The sequence below is a fragment of the Leptospira sp. B5-022 genome (assembly GCF_000347035.1).
GTDB classification, from domain to species: Bacteria; Spirochaetota; Leptospiria; order Leptospirales; family Leptospiraceae; genus Leptospira_B; species Leptospira_B cinconiae.
In genome coordinates this window covers 129,483-149,065 of sequence record NZ_ANIJ01000018.1, presented here as the reverse complement: position 1 = coordinate 149,065, position 19,583 = coordinate 129,483, and the positions used below count along the sequence as shown (strand labels likewise).

General features: G+C 40.8%; 18 protein-coding genes and 1 tRNA gene. 7 read left to right on the top strand and 12 right to left on the bottom strand.

Translation table 11 applies throughout. From position 1 onward, the window contains the following. Positions 1-25: 25 nt before the first annotated feature. The 4 genes from LEP1GSC192_RS08665 to LEP1GSC192_RS08650 all read right to left on the bottom strand — a co-directional run bounded on the left by LEP1GSC192_RS08665 (position 26) and on the right by LEP1GSC192_RS08650 (position 3,861). On the bottom strand, positions 26-1,549 hold the full coding sequence (locus tag LEP1GSC192_RS08665; protein ID WP_020769724.1) for an alcohol dehydrogenase catalytic domain-containing protein: 1,524 nt from the start codon (positions 1,547-1,549) through the stop codon (positions 26-28). After that, positions 1,550-2,212: a rhomboid family intramembrane serine protease gene (locus LEP1GSC192_RS08660; protein ID WP_020769846.1), complete on the bottom strand. Its 663-nt coding sequence runs from the start codon at positions 2,210-2,212 to the stop codon at positions 1,550-1,552. It abuts the gene before it with no gap. Then, entirely contained in the window at positions 2,209-2,898 is a 690-nt protein-coding gene (locus tag LEP1GSC192_RS08655; protein ID WP_036089609.1) for a TetR/AcrR family transcriptional regulator, read from the bottom strand. Before LEP1GSC192_RS08655 ends, LEP1GSC192_RS08660 begins: the two co-directional genes overlap by 4 nt. A gap of 66 nt (positions 2,899-2,964) precedes the next feature. Next, the gene (locus LEP1GSC192_RS08650) at positions 2,965-3,861 is read right to left on the bottom strand and encodes a fructosamine kinase family protein (protein WP_020769631.1); all 897 of its coding nucleotides are present in this window, start codon (positions 3,859-3,861) and stop codon (positions 2,965-2,967) included. A gap of 113 nt (positions 3,862-3,974) precedes the next feature. On the opposite strand from LEP1GSC192_RS08650, the gene LEP1GSC192_RS08645 reads away from it, so the two are divergent. Then, positions 3,975-4,907: a glycosyl hydrolase family 18 protein gene (locus tag LEP1GSC192_RS08645; RefSeq protein ID WP_020769450.1), complete on the top strand. Its 933-nt coding sequence runs from the start codon at positions 3,975-3,977 to the stop codon at positions 4,905-4,907. Positions 4,908-4,911: 4 nt separating this feature from the next. On the opposite strand, the gene LEP1GSC192_RS08640 is transcribed toward LEP1GSC192_RS08645, so the two are convergent. Beyond that, positions 4,912-5,676, bottom strand: coding sequence for a hypothetical protein (locus LEP1GSC192_RS08640; protein ID WP_020769581.1), 765 nt, complete (start codon positions 5,674-5,676; stop codon positions 4,912-4,914). Between the two features lie 55 nt (positions 5,677-5,731). Between LEP1GSC192_RS08640 and LEP1GSC192_RS08635 the strand changes: the two genes are divergently transcribed. Together LEP1GSC192_RS08635 and purT are read left to right on the top strand one after the other, a co-directional pair. Continuing rightward, positions 5,732-6,841, top strand: coding sequence for a FecR domain-containing protein (locus tag LEP1GSC192_RS08635; RefSeq protein WP_020769759.1), 1,110 nt, complete (start codon positions 5,732-5,734; stop codon positions 6,839-6,841). 109 nt (positions 6,842-6,950) lie between these two features. Next, positions 6,951-8,114, top strand: a complete 1,164-nt coding sequence (purT, locus tag LEP1GSC192_RS08630) for a formate-dependent phosphoribosylglycinamide formyltransferase (RefSeq protein ID WP_036089605.1) — start codon at positions 6,951-6,953, stop codon at positions 8,112-8,114. A 16-nt stretch (positions 8,115-8,130) separates the two neighbouring features. On the opposite strand, the gene LEP1GSC192_RS08625 is transcribed toward purT, so the two are convergent. Beyond that, entirely contained in the window at positions 8,131-10,551 is a 2,421-nt protein-coding gene (locus tag LEP1GSC192_RS08625) for a 1-acyl-sn-glycerol-3-phosphate acyltransferase (protein WP_020769817.1), read from the bottom strand. A gap of 239 nt (positions 10,552-10,790) precedes the next feature. Between LEP1GSC192_RS08625 and LEP1GSC192_RS08620 the strand changes: the two genes are divergently transcribed. Next, the gene (locus tag LEP1GSC192_RS08620; RefSeq protein WP_369750129.1) at positions 10,791-11,567 is read left to right on the top strand and encodes a hypothetical protein; all 777 of its coding nucleotides are present in this window, start codon (positions 10,791-10,793) and stop codon (positions 11,565-11,567) included. Between the two features lie 54 nt (positions 11,568-11,621). Here the strand turns inward: LEP1GSC192_RS08620 and LEP1GSC192_RS08615 are convergent, their stop codons facing one another. The 4 genes from LEP1GSC192_RS08615 to LEP1GSC192_RS08600 all read right to left on the bottom strand — a co-directional run bounded on the left by LEP1GSC192_RS08615 (position 11,622) and on the right by LEP1GSC192_RS08600 (position 14,405). Beyond that, entirely contained in the window at positions 11,622-11,984 is a 363-nt protein-coding gene (locus LEP1GSC192_RS08615; RefSeq protein ID WP_020769735.1) for a hypothetical protein, read from the bottom strand. A 68-nt stretch (positions 11,985-12,052) separates the two neighbouring features. Further along, positions 12,053-12,502, bottom strand: a complete 450-nt coding sequence (locus LEP1GSC192_RS08610) for a MarR family winged helix-turn-helix transcriptional regulator (protein WP_020769440.1) — start codon at positions 12,500-12,502, stop codon at positions 12,053-12,055. Further along, positions 12,499-12,984 (bottom strand): glutathione peroxidase, encoded by a 486-nt coding sequence (locus tag LEP1GSC192_RS08605; RefSeq protein ID WP_020769676.1) that lies wholly within the window; start codon positions 12,982-12,984, stop codon positions 12,499-12,501. Before LEP1GSC192_RS08605 ends, LEP1GSC192_RS08610 begins: the two co-directional genes overlap by 4 nt. 116 nt (positions 12,985-13,100) lie before the next feature. Beyond that, positions 13,101-14,405: a porin gene (locus LEP1GSC192_RS08600; RefSeq protein ID WP_020769739.1), complete on the bottom strand. Its 1,305-nt coding sequence runs from the start codon at positions 14,403-14,405 to the stop codon at positions 13,101-13,103. Positions 14,406-14,709: 304 nt separating this feature from the next. Here LEP1GSC192_RS08600 and LEP1GSC192_RS08595 point away from each other — a divergent pair, with 304 nt between their 5' ends. After that, positions 14,710-16,503, top strand: a complete 1,794-nt coding sequence (locus LEP1GSC192_RS08595) for a monovalent cation:proton antiporter-2 (CPA2) family protein (protein ID WP_020769447.1) — start codon at positions 14,710-14,712, stop codon at positions 16,501-16,503. 6 nt (positions 16,504-16,509) lie between these two features. On the opposite strand, the gene LEP1GSC192_RS08590 is transcribed toward LEP1GSC192_RS08595, so the two are convergent. Together LEP1GSC192_RS08590 and LEP1GSC192_RS08585 are read right to left on the bottom strand one after the other, a co-directional pair. Then, positions 16,510-17,130 (bottom strand): hypothetical protein, encoded by a 621-nt coding sequence (locus LEP1GSC192_RS08590; RefSeq protein ID WP_020769543.1) that lies wholly within the window; start codon positions 17,128-17,130, stop codon positions 16,510-16,512. A 418-nt stretch (positions 17,131-17,548) separates the two neighbouring features. Then, a tRNA-Gly gene (locus LEP1GSC192_RS08585) sits at positions 17,549-17,620 on the bottom strand. Positions 17,621-17,684: 64 nt separating this feature from the next. Here LEP1GSC192_RS08585 and LEP1GSC192_RS08580 point away from each other — a divergent pair. Then, a complete protein-coding gene (locus LEP1GSC192_RS08580; protein ID WP_020769437.1) occupies positions 17,685-19,217 on the top strand; it encodes a carboxypeptidase M32 in 1,533 nt (510 codons plus the stop codon). Beyond that, positions 19,214-19,552 (top strand): hypothetical protein, encoded by a 339-nt coding sequence (locus tag LEP1GSC192_RS19935; protein WP_020769806.1) that lies wholly within the window; start codon positions 19,214-19,216, stop codon positions 19,550-19,552. Before LEP1GSC192_RS08580 ends, LEP1GSC192_RS19935 begins: the two co-directional genes overlap by 4 nt. Positions 19,553-19,583: the final 31 nt, after the last annotated feature.

Genomic DNA, 19,583 nt, shown 5'->3' with positions numbered 1-19,583 from the left:
AGGAAGCAAGTCACTAAATACTCGCTCAGGAAGCTTTATGTCTGACAATCACTTTTATATTCTCTGGTTTTCTCGCATCGGTATACGCTTCCGGAATAGATCTGGAATCGAATTCTTTGTTGATCAAGTTTTCGGAAACGGATTTTAAAAATCCAGGTTCGGATGCCAGATATTCCCTGGTCCGAACAAAGTCCCCACATCTACTTGTGCTCAAAATCCCGCCGCTCATAATCCAATCTAAAAATAAATTAGATCCACTCTCCGCCGACTTAGGGATCAGAATAAAACCTCTTGGTCGAACTAAGGATTTTTCTTCCTTAACATTCGGGCGGATTACTAAATCCAGTTCGGAAGAAGAGTCTACTATCGCAAAATCGAATCGAGGTAGAGCCCCGGAGAATTCTTGCGATCCTAAAAATTTGATCCCTTCTTCTATCGAACCTGTAAAGATCCGGATTTGATCTTTCTTGTCCAAATCATTTAATAACTTTGTTTCATCTTCGTTTAGAGATACCTGAGAAGAAATAAATACCCAAGCAAGAGAAGAAGTTTCAATTCCCCAAACCAGATTCAAAAAATCGGACCTTAGATCCGTAATAGAGATCTCATCCACGACAAGTTCAGTGAGATGCGCAATCCCGAGAGACGCCTGACCATTCGTTGTCTTTCTATGAATTTCCTTTTGGGTAAGATACATACTCGTTTCCAATCCGGAAACGGAACCTGTGGTATCGAATGTTAGATCGAAAGTTTGTTTGTAATCGGACCAAGAAGCTTTTGTCGGGGTTCCTAGATCCCTATCAAATAAAAGACCTTCTTTAACTTCACCTTCTCCCAGGTTGGAAAAGTATAATATTCGATCGGCTCCCATTCTCAAAGATAGATCCGCTAAGTTTTGATGGCGAATGAAAGAAACAATTTCGTAGTTCAGTTTGTTTCTCTTTCTATATAGATCCAAGGCCGCGATCACCAAGGAACCCAATCGTCTTGCACCAAGAACGGCAATCTTTTTGATGCCGGCTTCGGCCCGATTGAGGGAAACTTCTACCCCATGTAGAGAAGCGGCAAACGGTTCCAATAGAACCGCCTCCATATCTTCTAGTTGTTTGGTTTCTACTAAATTTCCTTTGGGTGCGAGAATATAGGGCCCGAATCCGCCAGGAAGACGGTCGATCCCCAATACCATTCTGGTCGGGCTATGTGTTGGAATTCCAACTTTGCAAAATGAGTCCCCTTCTTCTCCTCTAGAAACTACGGTATCATTGATCTCTAATACGTATTTTTTTCCGGTAAGATAATCGGATGCGACTACTTCGTGACCGATGATCTGAGGAAGCGGAAAAGGTAAAAATCTTCGATCTAAATCCGTGGAACAGATCCCGCAAAGTTCCGTTTTGAGAAGTCGATAACCTTTTCCAAGTTCCAAATAAGGTGAAGAATTTCTTAATATTTGCCAGCCGGATTCTTCCGAACCTTTCATTTCATATACTGAATTGGTGAAAGAATCGTTCGAGTTATATTCGTAAGCGGTGAAACGAACTTCGATCAATTATCTTGCCCCGACAAAAAATCCCAAAATCAGAAGTAGAACTACAAATACCAAGTTTAATGCAAATCCGGTATGCAATTCTCGTTTGATCTTATTATTCAGAAAATATGCGGTAAAGACCACTGAAATAAATCCACCTAAGTGTGCCCAGTGTGCCACTTGGTCCTTGGAGAACAAATTGGTAATATCGGAATATACCATAAGCCAAGCCACTGCGAAAACAGGAAAAGGATAACTTCTCTTTCTGACCCGAATAGAAAAAGGAGAAAGTAATGCAGCGACGGCGGATAAACCGGACACTGCACCGGATGCTCCGATAGCAGCTTGGCTTTCTCCTAAGAGCAATCCTCTTACGAAAGAATCTAAACCGCCTGAAACTAGCGCTCCCATAAAAAAGAAAAGAAGCCATTCGGCTTGGCCTACTTTATACTCTACGATCCTTCCTAAAAAAAATAGAAAGATCATATTCCAAAACAAGTGAGTGATATCCGCGTGAAGAAAGACCATTCCGATCCATTTCCAAGGATAAAATTCTCCGGGACGACTGATAAAAAATGAATTTAGAATTTCTTCAGGAACAAATACCGTAAGAAAGATCTGGGAGATACTGATCAGCACTACGACAAAAGCAGTCAGAGGAAATTCGAATAGAAAGGCCTTCATTTAGATCCTCTCTGGATATAATAATTCATATAAGCTTTAAGCATGGTCTTGAGTTCTTGTAAGATCCCGTCCGCGAGAGCCTTGTCCTGTCTTTCTCGAAGCCAGCGACTTAGAACGGAATCGGATACTTCTACCATGATCCTGGACATGACCATCATTTCTTCTTTTTTCTTCATCCAAGGAATGACCCCGAAAAATAACTCCGCGATAAAATTAGCGATTGCTCGGTTGTTCTCCCTATCTATAGCCACAAGTTCGGGATCTAAATTTTTATTGGACCACATAGGGATAAACCCTGGCTCCGATTTATAAAGTTGAGCGAATGCATCTATGAGTTTATCCACCAGATTTTCCCAATCCGTTTTGCTCGGATGTGTATCCAGAAAATTCAGGATCATGGAATTCACTCTTTCCAAATGTCTTTGTCCCACAGCCTTTAAGATTGCGTGTTTATTCGGAAAATATTGGTATAAAGAACCGATAGGTATCTCTGCTCTTTGAGCGATCAGGTTTGTAGTAAGTCCTTCCGTTCCGACTTCGTCCAAAAGATCCGCCACTATATCCAGGATATACTGAACCCTCTCTATAGCTCTTTTTTGAGAAGGTGATTTTCTCAGATTTAACTTAGAGTTTTTCTCTTTTTGCCTAGAGGAAGCTGGCTTTTTCTTTTTCGCTATTTTGGGCAAAGACATTCCCCGGTCCTAAGTCGGTTTCTTACTAAAGAACAGAAAACTTGGATTCTATCAAGAAAACTATTTCACGCCGTAATAGCGAAGAATGTGCCGAAGGCTAGTCAGGTAAGACGCACCGAATAAATTGATATGAACAAGGACAGGATACAATTGCCAGAATTGGATTCTGTCCTTTAAATTAGCCGGATCATCCAAACCTGCCGTAGCTAGAATATCCTGCATCTCTTCCAGATTTAAAGGACTTCCGAACAATTGCAACATGGCAAGGTCTTGTTCCGGATGAGAATAAGCCACGGATGGATCTATTAAATATGCAAAACCGTTTTTACCTTGTAAAACGTTTCCAGACCAAAGATCTCCATGAATCATTCTAGGCTTTATATGATCTAACCCCCATTCTTCCGAAAACTTACCGAAGATTCCTCGGATGGCTGAAGAATCTTTTTCCGTTAAAAGTTTTCTCATCTGTGCAAGCTCTATCTGCGGCTTTAGTCTTCTTTCCCAATAGAATTCTCGAAAGGTTGAGAACCATCCATTGGCTTGATTGAGAGAACCTATATAATTATCCCTTTTCCAACCCCAAGAACCGAATTCATTTTTGTATAAATTTTTTAAACTAGCGATCAAATCTTCCCTGAACCCTGCGGAAGAACCTGTTTGTATAAATTCCATAGCGAGAAGGGAAACTTTTCCTAAATGAACTGTACCCAGATATTCCGGAACTCGGACACCCAGTTTACAAAGTTGTTCCAGACCTTCCGCTTCCGTTTCCGCCATTTCTTTTTTAGGAATGATCTTGATGGCTAGCTGAGAACCGTCAGGCAACCTTGCCTTATATAGCTCGAACAAGCTGGTAGAATGGAGGGTAATCTCCGCCTTTTTGGAGGAGGATAAAATACCGAGACGATCTAATCCGTCCCGGATCAACTCACCCATTCCCGTATTCGTGATTGCCATCATTCGCATCCTACTTGTCTTCGACCCTGGCTGTGTAATTAAAATCGGAGATCAAACCTTCAGGATTGAAGAAAAATCAAGGATCGGTTTCCTTAATATTACAGGACGGATAAATGAAGATCTTTTCCAGACTTGGAGCCATTATTCTCTGCGTAATATGTATTTCCCTATGTCCCTTATCGGCCCAAGAGAGAATATGGAAGTATACTCTAGGCCGGGATCTAAACTCTAAACCCTCGGCTTATTGGGAGAATATCTCCAAGCCCGGAACCAGTATATGTTTTACGGGGACTTTTATCGGAGCGAATGGAGAAATTTCCGGGACCTCGGTTCCTTCTGCACTCCAAACAATCGCAAAGGAGAATGGGACCAGATGGTTTCCACTCATCACTTTTCGCTCAGTTGATACGGGGAAGAAGGTCCTTAGGTCTCCCCAACTCCGAAAAACTCTCGCTCGAAATTTAGGACTCTTTCTGGAAGATCATTCCTTCTATTCGGGGATCCATTTGGATTTTGAAGGTTTAGGTCCCGAATATTCTATTCATTATAAAGAGCTGTTGCTGGAACTCCAACCGGCCCTAAAAAAGAAAGGAAAACTTCTTACGTTAGCGGTCTTTCCTAAAGAAGGATTGAATCCAGAACTTTCCGGTTTTCATTCTGGAATTTATCGGGAAAATCTCGCAGACGAGATTGTACTTATGGCTTATGATCTGCATTCTCCCAAAACTTCTCCAGGGCCGGTGACAGAATTCGGTTGGGCAAAACGAAATATGGACCTTCTACTTAAAACATATAAACCGGAACAGATCTGGCTCGGTCTCCCTCTGTACGGTTATTATTGGAAGAAGGATATGAAAAAACCTAAGCTCTTAACTCAAACCTCAGATAAAAACTTCGTAATCCAGCACGGAAAAGAAAAAGAAGGAATTTATCTGATTCGTACTGAAATAGGAGAAGGTAGTCTGATCCTGGATCTAAAACTCTGGGAAGAATATGCAAAAAATGTAAAATTAAAGGGATTGGCGTTCTGGAGGCTGGGATTTTAGGATTTTATCTGAATCCATAAACGATTTTTACCTTATAACTTTTTCCATTCTCGTCGTTGATATTACTAGTTCCGCGAAATTCCATAATTCTTTTCGACTGGATATCGTAAACCAAATCGATCGGTTTTACGAATACGGAGAGAATTGAACTCGCTATTTTCAACCTTAGATATAAAGCAGGCTTACCATTGTATTCCCCTTCCTTGGTTTTTTCAGCAAGGAATTCGAACTTATCCCTTTCTACAGGAACCAAAAAGTTGAATTTTATTTTTTTGCCGGACATAAGTTCGTCCCAATGATCGATTACGAAATAATCAAAACCTCCGTCCAAGGCGGATAGTCCTCCGCTACCTATTGTTTTTTCTTGGATGGAATCCTCAAATTTTCTGCGGAAGAATAATTTTACGGTGTTTTCATTCCGTAATGCCCCTCCTTCCAGATATCCGTCTCTGTAATCTTCTAATTGGAATTCGGGAAGTGTTCTGCTTTTTGAAAAACTGATCCTTTTTTTCGCGAACGTTTTTCCTTCGGGATCCTTATATGTGATTATGGAACTGATATGTCTGCCATTCTCCCAGGTTTCCTCGTGAAAATCCTTGTACAATAAATTGCCGGTTTCCAGATCGTAAGCGGTGCCGTTATATTTGATCTTTCCCGTATCCAGCGAATCAAGGGGAATTATCGGAAACAGGAAGAGAAAAACGAAATTGCGATATTTATGAAAAAAACAGAGTTTCAAGTTGTTAATATGACTGGAAATATATTTCATACGGTCAAAAATTTATTCGAACCGTCTATTTTTTATTTCCAGGCGGAATAAACAAATGAATCGAAAACTCTTCCTTTTGTTACTAATTGTAACATTCATTGGGTCCTCAAACTCCTGCTCCAAAGTTACTAAATCCAAAACCGGACTAGTGATCATATTTCTAACCGGCAAGGTAGAGGTGCAGAGAAACGGAAAATTAATCCCTATATCTTTAGGGAGTGTCCTACAAAAGGACGATATTATTAAAACGAACAGTGGGACCTTGGATCTGCAAACCAGTCTCGGGCATGTAATCCGTTTAAAATCATATACAAATTTGAGCATCGATTCTTTGCATGGAGACGGTTCGGAAGAAACTTCCCTCGCAGTTAAAACGGGACTTCTACTTGTAAAAACGAATAAGTTAAGTCAGAAAGAGCAGTTCAAAATTTCCACACCGACCGCGATCGCCGGTGTTCGAGGAACCGCATTCTCTTTCGAAGTAGTACAGGGCACGCTACCAAAGATCAAAGTGTATGAAGGTATGGTGGCCATGACTCTAAAGGCTCCTGTCAGCCAGGTAATCCCTGCGGACAAAATTGCAGAAAATCCGAACTTTCAAAAACTCCAAAAACTATTGGAACAAAACGAGATCGTGATCTCGGAACAAGAAGAAGCGGAAGTTAAACCTGAATTCGACCAGCTGGCTCAAACAATTTTGAATCGACTCGATGATGCAGCCATTGCCCAAAGTATTGAAAATTTCAGAACCGATCTAGTGCGCACTGTTCAAAAAGAAAAATTCGAAAAAGACCCGAGAGAACGTGCGGACCTGGAAACTTTAGTAAAAGTAGACGAGGAACTTATTTCCGGAAGTTTGGACAATAAATCGCTAGCAAAGGAAATAGAGAAGGACCAAACCGAAAAACTGAATATCGCTTTTGATAAATTAGAATCCGAAGCAGGTTCTCAAAGACTGAACTCCGAAGAAGAGATCAAAACATATTACAGCGTACTGGAATCCGTACATAAGCTGGACAAAACCGTTTTACACGGAGCTGTCGTAGCTCAGGTCGGAAATACGATGCTGGTACATTCTACCAAAGGGATCTTCCGCTTGGATGTTTCCGAAGTGGAATATATTCAATATAAAAACTTCGACGTAGTTACCAAAAAGAAAAAGTAAACTAAACTTTAATCTTCTGTAGGCCGGTTTGTATTTATACAAATCGGCCGAGTTCTCATTTTTTCCTTTCCATTCTTCTTCCAGTCCGGAAATTCTCCCAAGAGAACCTATGAGAAAAAAAATACTTCTGCTCGGCTCCGGTGAGCTGGGAAAAGAATTCGTAATCGCAGCTCAAAGAATAGGCCAATATGTGGTCGCAGTCGATAGTTATGACGGCGCTCCTGCAATGCAAGTCGCTCATGAACAAGAAGTCATTGATATGTTGGATGGAGACGCATTGGATCGAGTCGTAGCAAAACATAAACCGGACCTGATCGTTCCGGAAATAGAAGCGATCCGAACCGATAGATTTTACGAATACGAAAAACAAGGGTATCAAGTAGTTCCAAGCGCAAAAGCGGCTAACTTTACGATGAACCGCAAGGCGATCAGAGACCTTGCTTCCCAGACCTTAGGTTTAAAAACCGCAAAATATAAATATGCTTCCACGTTGGAAGGATTGAAAGAAGCAATCTCAACGATAGGTATTCCTTGTGTTGTAAAACCTTTGATGTCTTCTTCCGGAAAAGGGCAATCCGTTATTAAAACGGAATCCGATATCGAGACGGCTTGGATCGCCTCCCAAACGAAAGGTAGGACCGGCGCTTCCGAGATTATAGTCGAAGAATTTATTTCTTTCGAATCCGAAATCACATTATTGACGGTTACACAAAAGTCAGGAAGAACTTTATTCTGTCCTCCGATTGGTCATCGACAAGAACGAGGAGACTACCAAGAAAGTTGGCAACCAGCAGAGATTAGCGATTCTCAACTTAAGTCCGCTCAAGAAATGGCGGATAAAGTCACCAAAGAATTAGGTGGTGCAGGTATCTGGGGAGTTGAATTTTTCCTAACGAAAGACGATGTTTATTTTTCCGAACTTTCTCCCAGACCCCATGATACCGGAATGGTAACCTTGGCAGGTACACAAAGTTTTAACGAATTCGAATTACATGCGAGAACCGTTTTAGGTCTTCCGATCCCTGAAATTCTTTTAGTAAGAAGAGGAGCAAGCGCAGTTATCCTTGCTCAATCGGAAGGCCAAGTCCCGAATATCCAAGGACTAGACAAAGCATGCGAGATGCCTGAATCCGATCTGAGAATTTTCGGAAAACCGATCACTAAAAAATACAGAAGAATGGGAGTGGCACTTACTTATTCGGAAAAGGAAGAATCCATTTCCATGCTTCGAAAAAGAGCAGTACTGATCGCATCAAAGATCAAAGTGGATTAATATACGTCCGGCCCGATCAAGTCGGGTCGGGTACCATGTTTCCGTAATATTGCAAAAGTTCGGGCTCTAAGGCTTGAATCTGACCGTTTTCTTTTTTGATAAACTTTCTGGAAATTAGAACTTTGATCCCACGATCTAAAATTTCCGGTACATCTTCGGTCAAATAATTTCCTTTTCTAGTCAGGATCATTTCTTCGATCATCTTGCTGAGATCTGAATAACTAATCTCTCCTCCGGCTTCCATTAAAAATTTTGCGACTATATGGTTGGGAAGAATTTTATGATGCGCCTGCCATGCCCTCGAGATCTCCATGGAAATAGAAAGAGTAGGATCATCTTCTTGTATATATCTTGAAACAGGAATCGGTTCGCAAAGATCCATATACACTTCCGTTCTTTTGAATAAAAAATCCTTAAAGGAAAGATGTGTGTCTTTTCCGGCAAACTCGACATCTTCCGGAACATTCTCATAGGAAAGAACGATAGGAACTACGATCACTTCGCTTCCTGTATGTTTAAATGCGTCCACAGATGTGGAAAGAATTCCTGTTTTGATCGGAATGATACCGCCCGTTCTCGACCTAGTCCCTTCCGGATACACCAATGTAGGAATCCCAGCTTCCAACATCATGGTAGAATATTGGGTCAAACATTCCAAGTAGAGAAGATTCCGATTTCTTTTTCGGTCCACCATGTAGGCTCCTAAGGCTTTTAAAATCCGGGCAAGTCCGGGAGTCCCCATTACTTTTTTATCCGCAGCATATCTCGGAACCGGAAGCCCCAGCCATCTTAGACCGAAAGCAACTTCGATAGAATCCAAATGCGATCTATGAGTCGGAGTATATAGGATATCGTATCTAGAAGCGAGCGCTTTGATCTCTTTTATATTACCGCCGATCTTAGGAAGCCCTCCACCCGGTTTAAAACCCCCGATCGCAAAACGTGCAGGGGCAACTAAATGGATGAGAGATTCCCGAAAAAGCGGACTGTATTCGTCCGCGATTTCTGAAACATAAAACTCAACCAGTCGATCGAGATTTCTACTTTTTCCGTTTTCATACGCAAGCTCAGCTTCTTTCCATAGATCGATTTCTTTGGGAAGAAGCATCAAATCCGTTCCGGCTCCGGTTTCCACTGCTTCAGAATATCTTTTTTCCAACGACTTGATCTGCAATCCGGATTGTTTTAAGATCCGATCCGTCAATCCAGGTTGGGAATGAACATGACGAAGTACTCTTCTTCGTAACGCTTGTTGGAATTCCTTCCCGGATGCTAAAGATAATCCGAATCTTTTACGAGCGGTTCTGGAAATATTTCGTATATCATCACTAGTGGATTTGGAGACAAATCGAACCATTTCCGTTGGAGAAACTTTTCTAGTGAGAACTTCGAAGAGTGTAGTAAAAAGCGGAAGTTCTACCTTTTTCTCTTCCGCTAAATCCAGAATAGTGGAAAGAGCATAAGCTCCTTCTACATGTGTTTCACTCTGACTCACTTCTTTTTGGATAAATTCTTTCGGGTTTAGGAAAAGTTCGATCCGTTCCAGTAGATTCGGAGAGTCTTCTCCGGAGATAAGCTTGCGGATAAATCTTTGTCCATAAGCTCTATTTCTACTAGATCTGGAAGTTGCAGTCGTAATTAAATCCGCGAGCCCGAATTCCATCGCTGGTTTTACAGGAAGTTCCAATATATTTAATAAAGTTAGAATTTCTGAGAAGCCTAAGCTGATCAGCTCTCCTTCAAAATTGGATCCACATTCCGGGATCCCGTTCACAAGACCGCAGGCGATTGCGATCGGATTTTTCATCACTCCGAATAATTCAAGAGTTCGAATATCTTCAAAAGTTTTAATATGATTTCTAGGTCCGAAAAAAAGATCTTCCATGACCTCGGAAGCTCTTTCTCCAGTGGAAGCAATGGAAAAAAAGCTGTGTTTCCCCTTTGCCATTTCCGAGAGAAGGTTAGGTCCTGCCACGGCAACGTATTCCATGTTCAGACTTTCTTTCATCTCCCTAACTTTAATCACATAGTCTGAGAAAGTAATAGCGTTTGTTTTTTTACGGGTCGAAGTGGAAACCAAACCTTTGGTAAAAGAAATGATAGTATGTTCTTCCTGTTCGGAAAGATAAGAAGAGAGCCTATCGATCACATTTTCCATTTGCCTGGAAGGAACGGCGATAACTATGACCCAAGAGCCTTGCGATAAAAAATCGAAATCGTTCGTTACGATAATGTTATTCGCAAGCGGAACAAATTCTTCCAACAATTCTGCAGACCTATCTTTTTGAAGACGATCCGCCTTCTTTTTATCGGAATACCAAAGAAAAAGTCGATCCGCTCTTTCTGCTAAGGATACGGCAAGATGAACTCCCATCGGCCCGCCTCCGAAGACAGCGATGTTTTTATGATGGACTCGAGTTTCTTCCGATTCATTCATCTCTTCATTCCAATTTTTTTTATAGTACGTATAAAAATATTAGTTATCGATAAATAACTAATTTCGGGCTTCAAGAGCCTGGATCATTGGGACAGGCGCTTATATCGGGGATACTTTTCAATAAGACTAGTGGAAGAAAACCAATAAAATTTCTCCACTTTTACGATTGCGTTTCCTGATGAAACGGAGAGCTTAGCGGAAAGCCGATCTTGGTGACTAAAGTCAGACTTTATCCCGAAATGAAAAAAAAACTCAGCATACATTTTTTCTGTATTTTACTTCCGGGGCTGATCGTGATCGATTGTTCAACTTACTGGTCTCATAGAAAAAAAGATTTAGCGGACGTCTTTACCGCAGGAATTGAAACTCCGGGATATGGAGTCGGAGTCAGATTAGGACCTCTTGCAACCGGATTTGTTTTTCAAGGTGGAGAATCGGAACCCGGAAAAAGGGATTTAGGGACAGGATACGGACTTAGAGGCGGAACGTACGGACCTTATAGATCCCAACAATTGATTTTCGGATTTTTAGGCGGGGAGAAATTCCACTCAATGCCTTCTACTGAATCTTCTCCGCAAAAAGAAGGAAACAAAACAGCCCCTGGATCGAATTCGCAAAAGGATAGTAATTTTTTACTACTTCCGGAAGCGCCCGAATCGGAACAGGATCCGAATCCTACCCCAGAACTTTCCGACGAAAGACTAAACTCTAAAAGTTACGAAATTCGATATCTACGTTTTTATAATAATCCGGTTTCGGAAAGAAGAAAGGCGAAAAAGGAAGCCTTCTTTCGGAAATACTTAGAAAGTTTAGACCCCCAAAGAAGAAATGAAGCAATTCAGACTTTCCTGGCTCAAAATCCAAAAAACAAAGACGATTATCCTTCCGCGTTTTTATTCGAAGTAGAACTTTATATCTCCATTCGATATGGTATCAGACTAGGATTTAATTTTGGGGAATTTCTGGATTTTCTATTAGGATTTGCGGGAATCGATCTGATGGAAGACGATATCTAAAAAAAAGGCCGCTATAGAGACGGCCTTTTTATAGATGCGGGTCTTAAATTCGAATTAAAGTTTGTATTCGTATTTTTTGATCACACCTTTTTTATCAACGATCACTTTGATATACTTAGTGCTTTCATCCACTCTGGAAGGTTTTTCTGACAAAGTTTTGTAGGAATTTTTTTGGTAGGTGGTGGATTCTAAGTACCATTCTAAAACGGATCCATCTTGGGTATTTTCTTCGAAAGTAGGAGTTCCCAAAACTGCTTCGGCTTTAATCCTTTTATCTCCTTCTTTAATCATATTCGCTTCTACAACACGAATATCCGAGTTCGGAACATAGGCAGCCTCCGATTTTTTTTGCTCGGAAGAACAAGCTCCGAAAATAAGTACCGCAGCAAACGATATTGCTGATAATTGGCGTTTCATTCTTAACTCCTTAGCGCAAGTGCACAACTTAAAAAAGCCGCTCTATAGTTTTTGATAAAACGGATTTGTCACGCCGAATTTCTTAATTTTTGTTCTAGGATAATTAGAAGGTCGTCGAGGTCCCGTTTCAGGCCTTGCACTTTTTCCATAGTAAGACCTGATTCTTCCAACAATCGTTCCGGAATACAAACCGCTTTTTTTTGCAATTTTTTTCCTTTTGTGGTCAGGCTAACCACGAGAGAACGTTCGTCTTGATCGGATCTATCTCTAGTCAAAAGGCCGGATGATTCCATTTTTTTTAGAAGAGGAGTTAGGGTACCTGAATCCAGAAATAATTTTTCCCCTATTTCTTTTAGAGGGATCTTATCGGTTTCCCAAAGGACCAGAAGAACAAGATATTGAGGATAAGTAAGATCAAACTCTTCCAAGAGCGGTCTGTATAAAGCAGTCACCGCTCTGGAAGAAGCGTAAAGCGGGAAACAGATCTGTTTCTCTAACTTTAAGGATTCGTAATTCACTTGGAAAGAAGTTCCTCGATCTGTTTGTCCAGTTTTTCGGGAGGGGTCATAGGAGCGAATCTTTTGATCACATTTCCTTGTTTATCTATCAAGAACTTGGTAAAATTCCATTTAATGGATTTCCCCAAAAGACCGGGAGCTTGTTTTTTAAGATATTGGTAAACTGGATGAGTACCGTCGCCGTTTACTTCTATCTTTTTGAAAAGAGGGAAATTCACCCCGAAATTCACCTGGCAGAAACTTTGGATCTCAGCATCACTGCCTGGTTCTTGATGACCGAATTGGTCGCAGGGGAAGCCTAATATTTCCAGACCTTTTCCCTTGTACTTGTCGTACATTTCCTGTAATCCTTTGTATTGAGGAGTAAATCCGCATTGGCTTGCGGTGTTTACGATCAATAAGACCTTTCCTTTATAGTCTTGTAATTTCTTTTCAGTTCCGTTGTTTAAGGTAGCGGTTAGCTCGTACAAATTTTGGGCCACGGTGGGCACCTCCTGGTTACGTAATAAATAGATTGCATACAATTTAATTTTGTTCAATCTTTTTTAGAAAAATTCTAAAATTTCCTTCGTTCCAAATTTAACACCTTCCGAAAAAATCAGATCTTGAGAGAAAGGGAGAAAATGAACATACGGTCTAGTTTGGAAGTATTATTCTCGTGCGGATAGATAGAATCCATAGATCTTCTATATTGGTATGTAAATCTCACCAAAATGGCAGGATCAGGAAGATAGTCCAAAGTGGCAGTCGCACCGCTTGTTTGGAAACCGTCCTTAGTATTGGTTACAAGGATCATCTGCTCTCGATCCAAGTATCTTTCTAAACGAACACCGATCCTCCAATCCGGTAAGAATCGATACGCTACCCAAAAATTTCCTGCATAGGTTTGTCTAAAGGCAGCCCCATCTCGACGAATGTAGATCGGACCTTCGGGAGTATAGATTAAATCTTCTCTACTCGCTCTTTCCTGATAAGCTACATCAAAAGAAGAAGCCAATATCAGTCGTTGGAACGGTTTCCATTCTGTTATAAAGTTATTATAATATCTGGTTTCTTTAGGAGTAGGAGTCGGTTGTTCATTCCCTATAAAAGTATTCCAGCGGAACATCAGGTTGCTCAAAGGATTCCATTCCAATCGGAAACCTCCCGAGATATCTTTATTATTATCCGTTACTACTTGGTATCCATTATTCAAATGAAGTTGATAAGAAACTTTATCGCTGATCTTTCCACTCAATCTTGCTCCGGAAACGTAATATGGTACGTAGTCCGAAGAAAATGCTCGAGTATAAATAAAATTTTCGTGAGAGATCCAAGACTCGTATCCTAAATGTCCGAAATAAATTCCTGCATCTAACCAGGTGGATTTTCCTAATCGAACCCCTCCATAGGCTTCTTGCATGTTCCGGATAGATGTTTCGTTAGACGTTTTTCCTGTGGTCCCTTCACCCGAATAATTCGCTATAACTGAAGTACCGAATTGAACTGCGAATCGTCCTCTAAATTTATCCGTCTCTACCTTAGCATCCAGATAAGCCAGGTTGATATTGTATTCGTTCGTTCGAGTAGATTGTGTTGTATATAATAGTTCTTTTGATGACGGTCGGTTTAAGCTTGCATTATAGTACCCATCTATAAAAAAACCGAATTCGATCGGAGGAGCACGATCTTCTTTCTTTTTAGGGGTCAGTTCTTCCTTTTTAAGACCCCATTCCTCTTCATCCTTTGCTTCCGTTAATTTTTGAGTATCGGCTTTAAGATTCTCTTCTTTACTTTGAATAATCTTCTCTCTGGGTTTACCTGAGGTCTCTTGAGTGTTAGGTTCTTCTGAAAAGAGTGCCCCCGAAAACGAATAAACACAGAGCAAAAAAATAAGTTTGGAAAACCTGAATTCGCGAATCATAAATTTTTGTTTTTTTTAGAATTGATTATTATCCACACATTTTTGACTGAAAGTTATTTCTTAACGCAAATCTTACAGTATATCCTAAAATTTAAGTCTTCAATCGATACCAAATAATGGGCTTCAAGAGTGGAGACATTTGCGGCAAGTTCCTATTAAGAAAGCTGATTTTCCCCGCATCCATACTAAATAATTATGGCATTTTCCAGTTTAAGAACAAGAATCATACTTAGGAAAAGTGGTTTTATTCCCTATCCGCAAAATGTCTAATGAAAATTGATCCGAATCGAAAGGAAGAGCATTGATGGAAGAGAAAAGTTTACTCGTTACGGCAATTATTTTACTTAGCACAGCAGTTCTATGCGTTCCGATTTTCAAAAAATTAGGGATCGGTTCCATTATCGGTTATGTGGTTGGAGGAATTTTGATCGGACCTCACGGGATCCGACTTGTGACCGGCGGGACTGAGATCATGCATTTTGCGGAATTCGGAGTGGTTCTTCTTCTTTTTTTAATAGGTTTGGAACTCCGACCCCAAACTCTTTGGGTACTGAGAAAACCGGTTTTCGGAATGGGATTTTTCCAAGTAGCGGTGTCTTCACTTTTGTTAGGCGGATTGATCGGTTATCTATTCCAATTAGGATTTCTTTCTTCCGTTATATTAGGGGTGAGTTTGTCACTTTCCTCCACTGCATTTGCTCTTCAGTCTTTGGCGGAAAAAAACCAACTCAACACTTCGTACGGAAGATCCGCCTTTGCAATCCTTCTTTTTCAGGATTTGGCGGTGATCCCCGTTATGGCAATTCTTCCTTTAGCGGCTTTGGAGCCTGGGCAAGCCGCTCATGGTGGATTCAATTTTTATAAATTAGGAACGGCGATTACGGCAATCATTGTGGTGATCTTAAGCGGACGTTTTTTGATGAGACCTCTTTTTAGAATGATCGCTGCTACGGGTAATCACGAAATTTTCGTAGCACTTTCTTTGGCATTGGTACTGGGAGTTTCTTTTGCCATGGAGAAAGTAGGCTTATCCATGGCACTCGGTTCTTTTTTAGGCGGAGTACTACTCGCAGATTCGGAATACAGACACGAGCTAGAGGCAAACTTAGAACCTTTTAAAGGATTACTTTTAGGTCTATTCTTCCTCGCAGTTGGAATGTCCATGAATTTGGAAATCCTTATCAATCATCCATTCTTGATCTTCGGTCTTGCACTCGGATTAATGTCCGTCAAAGGAATAGTTCTTTTTGTATTAGGAAAGATCGCAAATCTTACTTCCGATTCTTCTTCCAATCTTGCCGTTAGTATTTCCCAAGGTGGAGAATTTGCATTCGTAATCCTGAATGTAGCGGCACAGCTGAGTGTTCTTTCCAAAGAAACTACCGATTATTCTATCGTGATCGTTACTGCCTCTATGATTCTTACTCCGTTTATAGGGATTATTAAGGAAAAGATAATAGATCCTTACATACACGAGGAAGAAGAAAGACCGGCTGATCCGATTTATGAAAAAAACCGCGTTATTATTGCAGGTTTCGGAAGGGTTGGACAGATCATTTCCAGGATGTTATATCTGCATAAGATAAGATTCACTGCCTTAGAACATAATGCTGACCAGGTTAATGCAGCCAGAAAATTCGGACATAAGATCTATTACGGTGATGCAAGTAGATTGGATCTATTGACCGCAGCAGGGGCAGCTCATGCGGAGATACTTGTACTTGCGATCCAAGACGCGGAATTATCTTTAAAGATCGCAAAGATGGCTAAGGAGAATTTTCCGAATTTAAGGATTATCGCAAGAGCCAGAAATAGATCCCACTATTTCGATCTAATGGAACTTGGGATTGAAACGATACGAAGAGATACCTTCGCCTCTTCCTTAGAGCTTGCGGAAGAAACTCTAAAAGATCTGGGATTTTTACCTTCGGAAGTAAAATACTTCATCCAAAAATTCAGGGATTACGATGAAGCAATGGTTAAGGATCAATTCAAACTCAGACATAATGAAAAAGAACTGATCGCCTATTCCAAAAACGCAGTCCGTCAATTGGAAGAAGCTTTTGCTGCGGATATGCTGCAGAAAGAAGCTTCTTAAGGACGATCAAAGATCGTCCGCAGGATTAGAAGTCGCGGGCTTTTTAATACCGACTAGCAAACTGGAAAACTCGGAAGCCTTCCATATACCTTTCGCGTTCCTTTTTACTGTCACTGGCCTTGGAGTATCGGCTCCGGAAGAAGGAAGAAACAATTTTTTCTGCCCTGACTCTTCCGTTCCGCTGAAACGATTGGAAGTCAGAGTAAAAGTATAAGGAGGATTGGAAGGTTTATAACCGTTTTGGAAAGAAGAACCGGGAAGATAAGAACCGATCAAATAAGGATGTTGCTCTAACTGTCTTTTTACTAAATCGATCGTGTTCCGATTGATATTAAAACCTTTATAACCATTCGGAGAAGTATCTGCGATCAAAGAGTTCGCGTCCAAACAGATAATCAACGCCTTCTTACCTTCTTCCGCATTTTTGGAATAGATAGAAAGCGCAGCCAAAAGAACAATAACCGCTCCTTGGGAAGTACTTGCATTTGTATCTCTAAACGATTCGAAAGAAGAAAAATCGGAAGGCCAAGAATTTGCGGTTACGGTATACGTATCGTTTTGTGCGGATAAAATCCCCGCAAATAATAGAATCAAAAGAATAGAAATATATTTTGGAATTCGATCCATAACTCTCCACCAATCCAAAGAATGAGGTCAGATCTAAAACCGAAGTAAAAACAAGTCCAGAAAAAACTTTCCGACAAAAAAAGATTTAGAAATTCTATTGCGGAAGGATTGTATCTTTGGTTTATTTAGTACGAAATTTTTTTGTTTGTCTGATGCGCACTTTCGCTTCGCTCAAGCGTTGTTACAAATTTGATCAGTGTAATACTAAGGAAGGTTGACTCGACCTCTTCGTAATTTCGCATCCTGCGAAATTTGGCTCCGAGGCGTGTTTCATCCGACTCGGCACATCCTTGTGTCTCGTGCGCAAAAATATACGCTCCCTATGGGTCGCTATTTTTGCTTACAGATGAAACCGTTCGAGTCCCTCAAATTTTCTGGGATTCGTTTATTCTACTGTTTAAATTAAGGGGGAAATTTTTGCGGGCAGAGGGACTCGAACCCTCACTAGAAGCTTGGAAGGCTACGGTGCTAGCCATTACACCATGCCCGCGATAGATAAAAGTCAGTTTTTGGTTGGTGGGCGAGATGTCAATCGAAAAGAATGTTTTTTACGTATGTGGGAATCCGAGCTTCAAAATTGGGAAAATATCCTTCCGGCGTTCAAGGCCTACCGGGATGAATTCCGTAATATTTATCATCTTAGAAACATTGGCAGTGTATTGCATTGGGATATGGAAATCGGTATCCCAAGTGACGGCTTAGCGGAAAGGGGCGATCAACTTAGTTTTCTTTCCGGACTTGCCCATAAATCTTTTATCGGAGAATCTTTTCGCAGTTTGGCGGAGAAAGCCAGGGAAGAAAATTCTCGCACCGATCTTCCTGGAAAATCTCTCCGAGAAAGAGAGCTGAATTTATTATTCAAAGATCTGGATCGTTCTTCTTGTTTGCCGATTTCTTGGGTGGAAGAATTTTCTAAGGTAACAAGCCAGGCACATTCTATCTGGGTCGACGCCAGAAAGAAGAATGATGCTTCCTCCTTTCTTCCTATCTTACAAAAGATCGTGGATCTTGTTTTTCAGAAGGCGGATTATTTCGGTTATTCTACGGAAGCGTATGACGCTCTTTTAGATGAATACGAACCGGAAGCAAAAGCTGCCGACTTAGAAGTCCTATTTGTGGATCTCAGAAAATCATTAGTGCCTCTCATCGCAAAGGCAAAAGACGCGGACTTTCCTTTTCAGGGAAAATTTCCGATCGATTCTCAAATTCCTTTTAATAAGAGTCTTCCGGTTCTTTTGGGCTTGCCTGAATCGGGATTTCGATTGGATTCTAGCGCACACCCATTCTCTACTTCTTTAGGTTCTTTTGATAAAAGGATTACCACACGTTATGAAGAATCGGATCCGCTTTCTTCCGTGTATTCGGTTTTGCATGAAACAGGTCATGCTTTGTATGAGGCGGGAATCTCGTTGATTGCAGGAGGTCCTTCTCCTTTAAAGGATTCCGTTTCTTTGGGTGTTCACGAATCTCAAAGCCGTCTTTGGGAAAATCAAGTGGGAAGGTCCAAGGAATTTTGGGAAGGGATCTATCCTTTGTTTTTGAAAAACTTAGGTATTTCCGAATCTTCTCTTCCTTTTCCTACATTGTATTCTTTTGTGAATAGATCCAAACCTTCATTGATCCGAGTAGAAGCCGACCAAATCACTTACAATCTTCATATTATCCTGAGATTTCAAATTGAAAGAGCGATTTTCAAAAAAGAACTCGTATTGAAGGATCTTTCAGGCGCTTGGAAAGATGGAATGAGATCTTTGCTAGGCGTTGACGTTACGGATGATTCCAAAGGATTTTTACAGGATGTTCATTGGAGCGGTGGAGCCTTCGGTTATTTTCCAACGTACTCCTTGGGAAATATTTATGCGGCCCAACTCTATTCGGCCTTCTTGAAACAGAATCCTAAGTTTAAGGATGAATTAAAAAACAGAGAAACTTCTTCTCTCCTTAATTGGCTCAGAAAACATGTTCATAGTAAGGGCAGAAGTCTAGAGGCAAAGGAACTGATCCGACAGGCAACCGGAGAAGAACCGAATTCCAAATACTTAGTGGAATATTTGGATTCTAAGATCAAAGAACAGGAGGCAATATGAGCGGAGAAGATAAGGAAGAATTAACTTTAAAATCTTTCGAAGAATTGTCCTTCTTTGATAACCTGGCGTTGTTTTATTTGTGTAACGAAACTCCACCTCAAACCTTGGCACTAGCATTCTTGGTCGGAGATAAAAAAGTTTGCGGCTCCATGCTAGGAGTTATGGATGCAAAACGTAGGGCTTATGTTCACGAGTTGATGTCCAAACAGAACGATGTCCCTGAAGAAAAAAAACATGCAGCAGCACAAGGATTACTCATTATTGCAGACGGGTTGATCAGCAGAAATCTGATTCGTAAACAAGGAAAATTTTATTTCGGAACGGAAAGAGGATAAGTCGTAAAGTAATCCGAACCAAATCAAAATA

Coding starts and splice junctions, on each gene's coding strand:
- LEP1GSC192_RS08620 (WP_369750129.1), top strand. CDS start 10,791: ATGAAAAAAAAACTCAGCATACATTTTTTCTGTATTTTACTTCCGGGG.
- LEP1GSC192_RS08635 (WP_020769759.1), top strand. CDS start 5,732: ATGAATCGAAAACTCTTCCTTTTGTTACTAATTGTAACATTCATTGGG.
- LEP1GSC192_RS08600 (WP_020769739.1), bottom strand. CDS start 14,405: ATGATTCGCGAATTCAGGTTTTCCAAACTTATTTTTTTGCTCTGTGTT.
- LEP1GSC192_RS08580 (WP_020769437.1), top strand. CDS start 17,685: ATGTGGGAATCCGAGCTTCAAAATTGGGAAAATATCCTTCCGGCGTTC.
- LEP1GSC192_RS08595 (WP_020769447.1), top strand. CDS start 14,710: ATGGAAGAGAAAAGTTTACTCGTTACGGCAATTATTTTACTTAGCACA.
- LEP1GSC192_RS08660 (WP_020769846.1), bottom strand. CDS start 2,212: ATGAAGGCCTTTCTATTCGAATTTCCTCTGACTGCTTTTGTCGTAGTG.
- LEP1GSC192_RS08640 (WP_020769581.1), bottom strand. CDS start 5,676: ATGAAATATATTTCCAGTCATATTAACAACTTGAAACTCTGTTTTTTT.
- purT (WP_036089605.1), top strand. CDS start 6,951: ATGAGAAAAAAAATACTTCTGCTCGGCTCCGGTGAGCTGGGAAAAGAA.
- LEP1GSC192_RS08645 (WP_020769450.1), top strand. CDS start 3,975: ATGAAGATCTTTTCCAGACTTGGAGCCATTATTCTCTGCGTAATATGT.
- LEP1GSC192_RS08615 (WP_020769735.1), bottom strand. CDS start 11,984: ATGAAACGCCAATTATCAGCAATATCGTTTGCTGCGGTACTTATTTTC.
- LEP1GSC192_RS08625 (WP_020769817.1), bottom strand. CDS start 10,551: ATGAATGAATCGGAAGAAACTCGAGTCCATCATAAAAACATCGCTGTC.
- LEP1GSC192_RS08590 (WP_020769543.1), bottom strand. CDS start 17,130: ATGGATCGAATTCCAAAATATATTTCTATTCTTTTGATTCTATTATTT.
- LEP1GSC192_RS19935 (WP_020769806.1), top strand. CDS start 19,214: ATGAGCGGAGAAGATAAGGAAGAATTAACTTTAAAATCTTTCGAAGAA.
- LEP1GSC192_RS08650 (WP_020769631.1), bottom strand. CDS start 3,861: ATGGCAATCACGAATACGGGAATGGGTGAGTTGATCCGGGACGGATTA.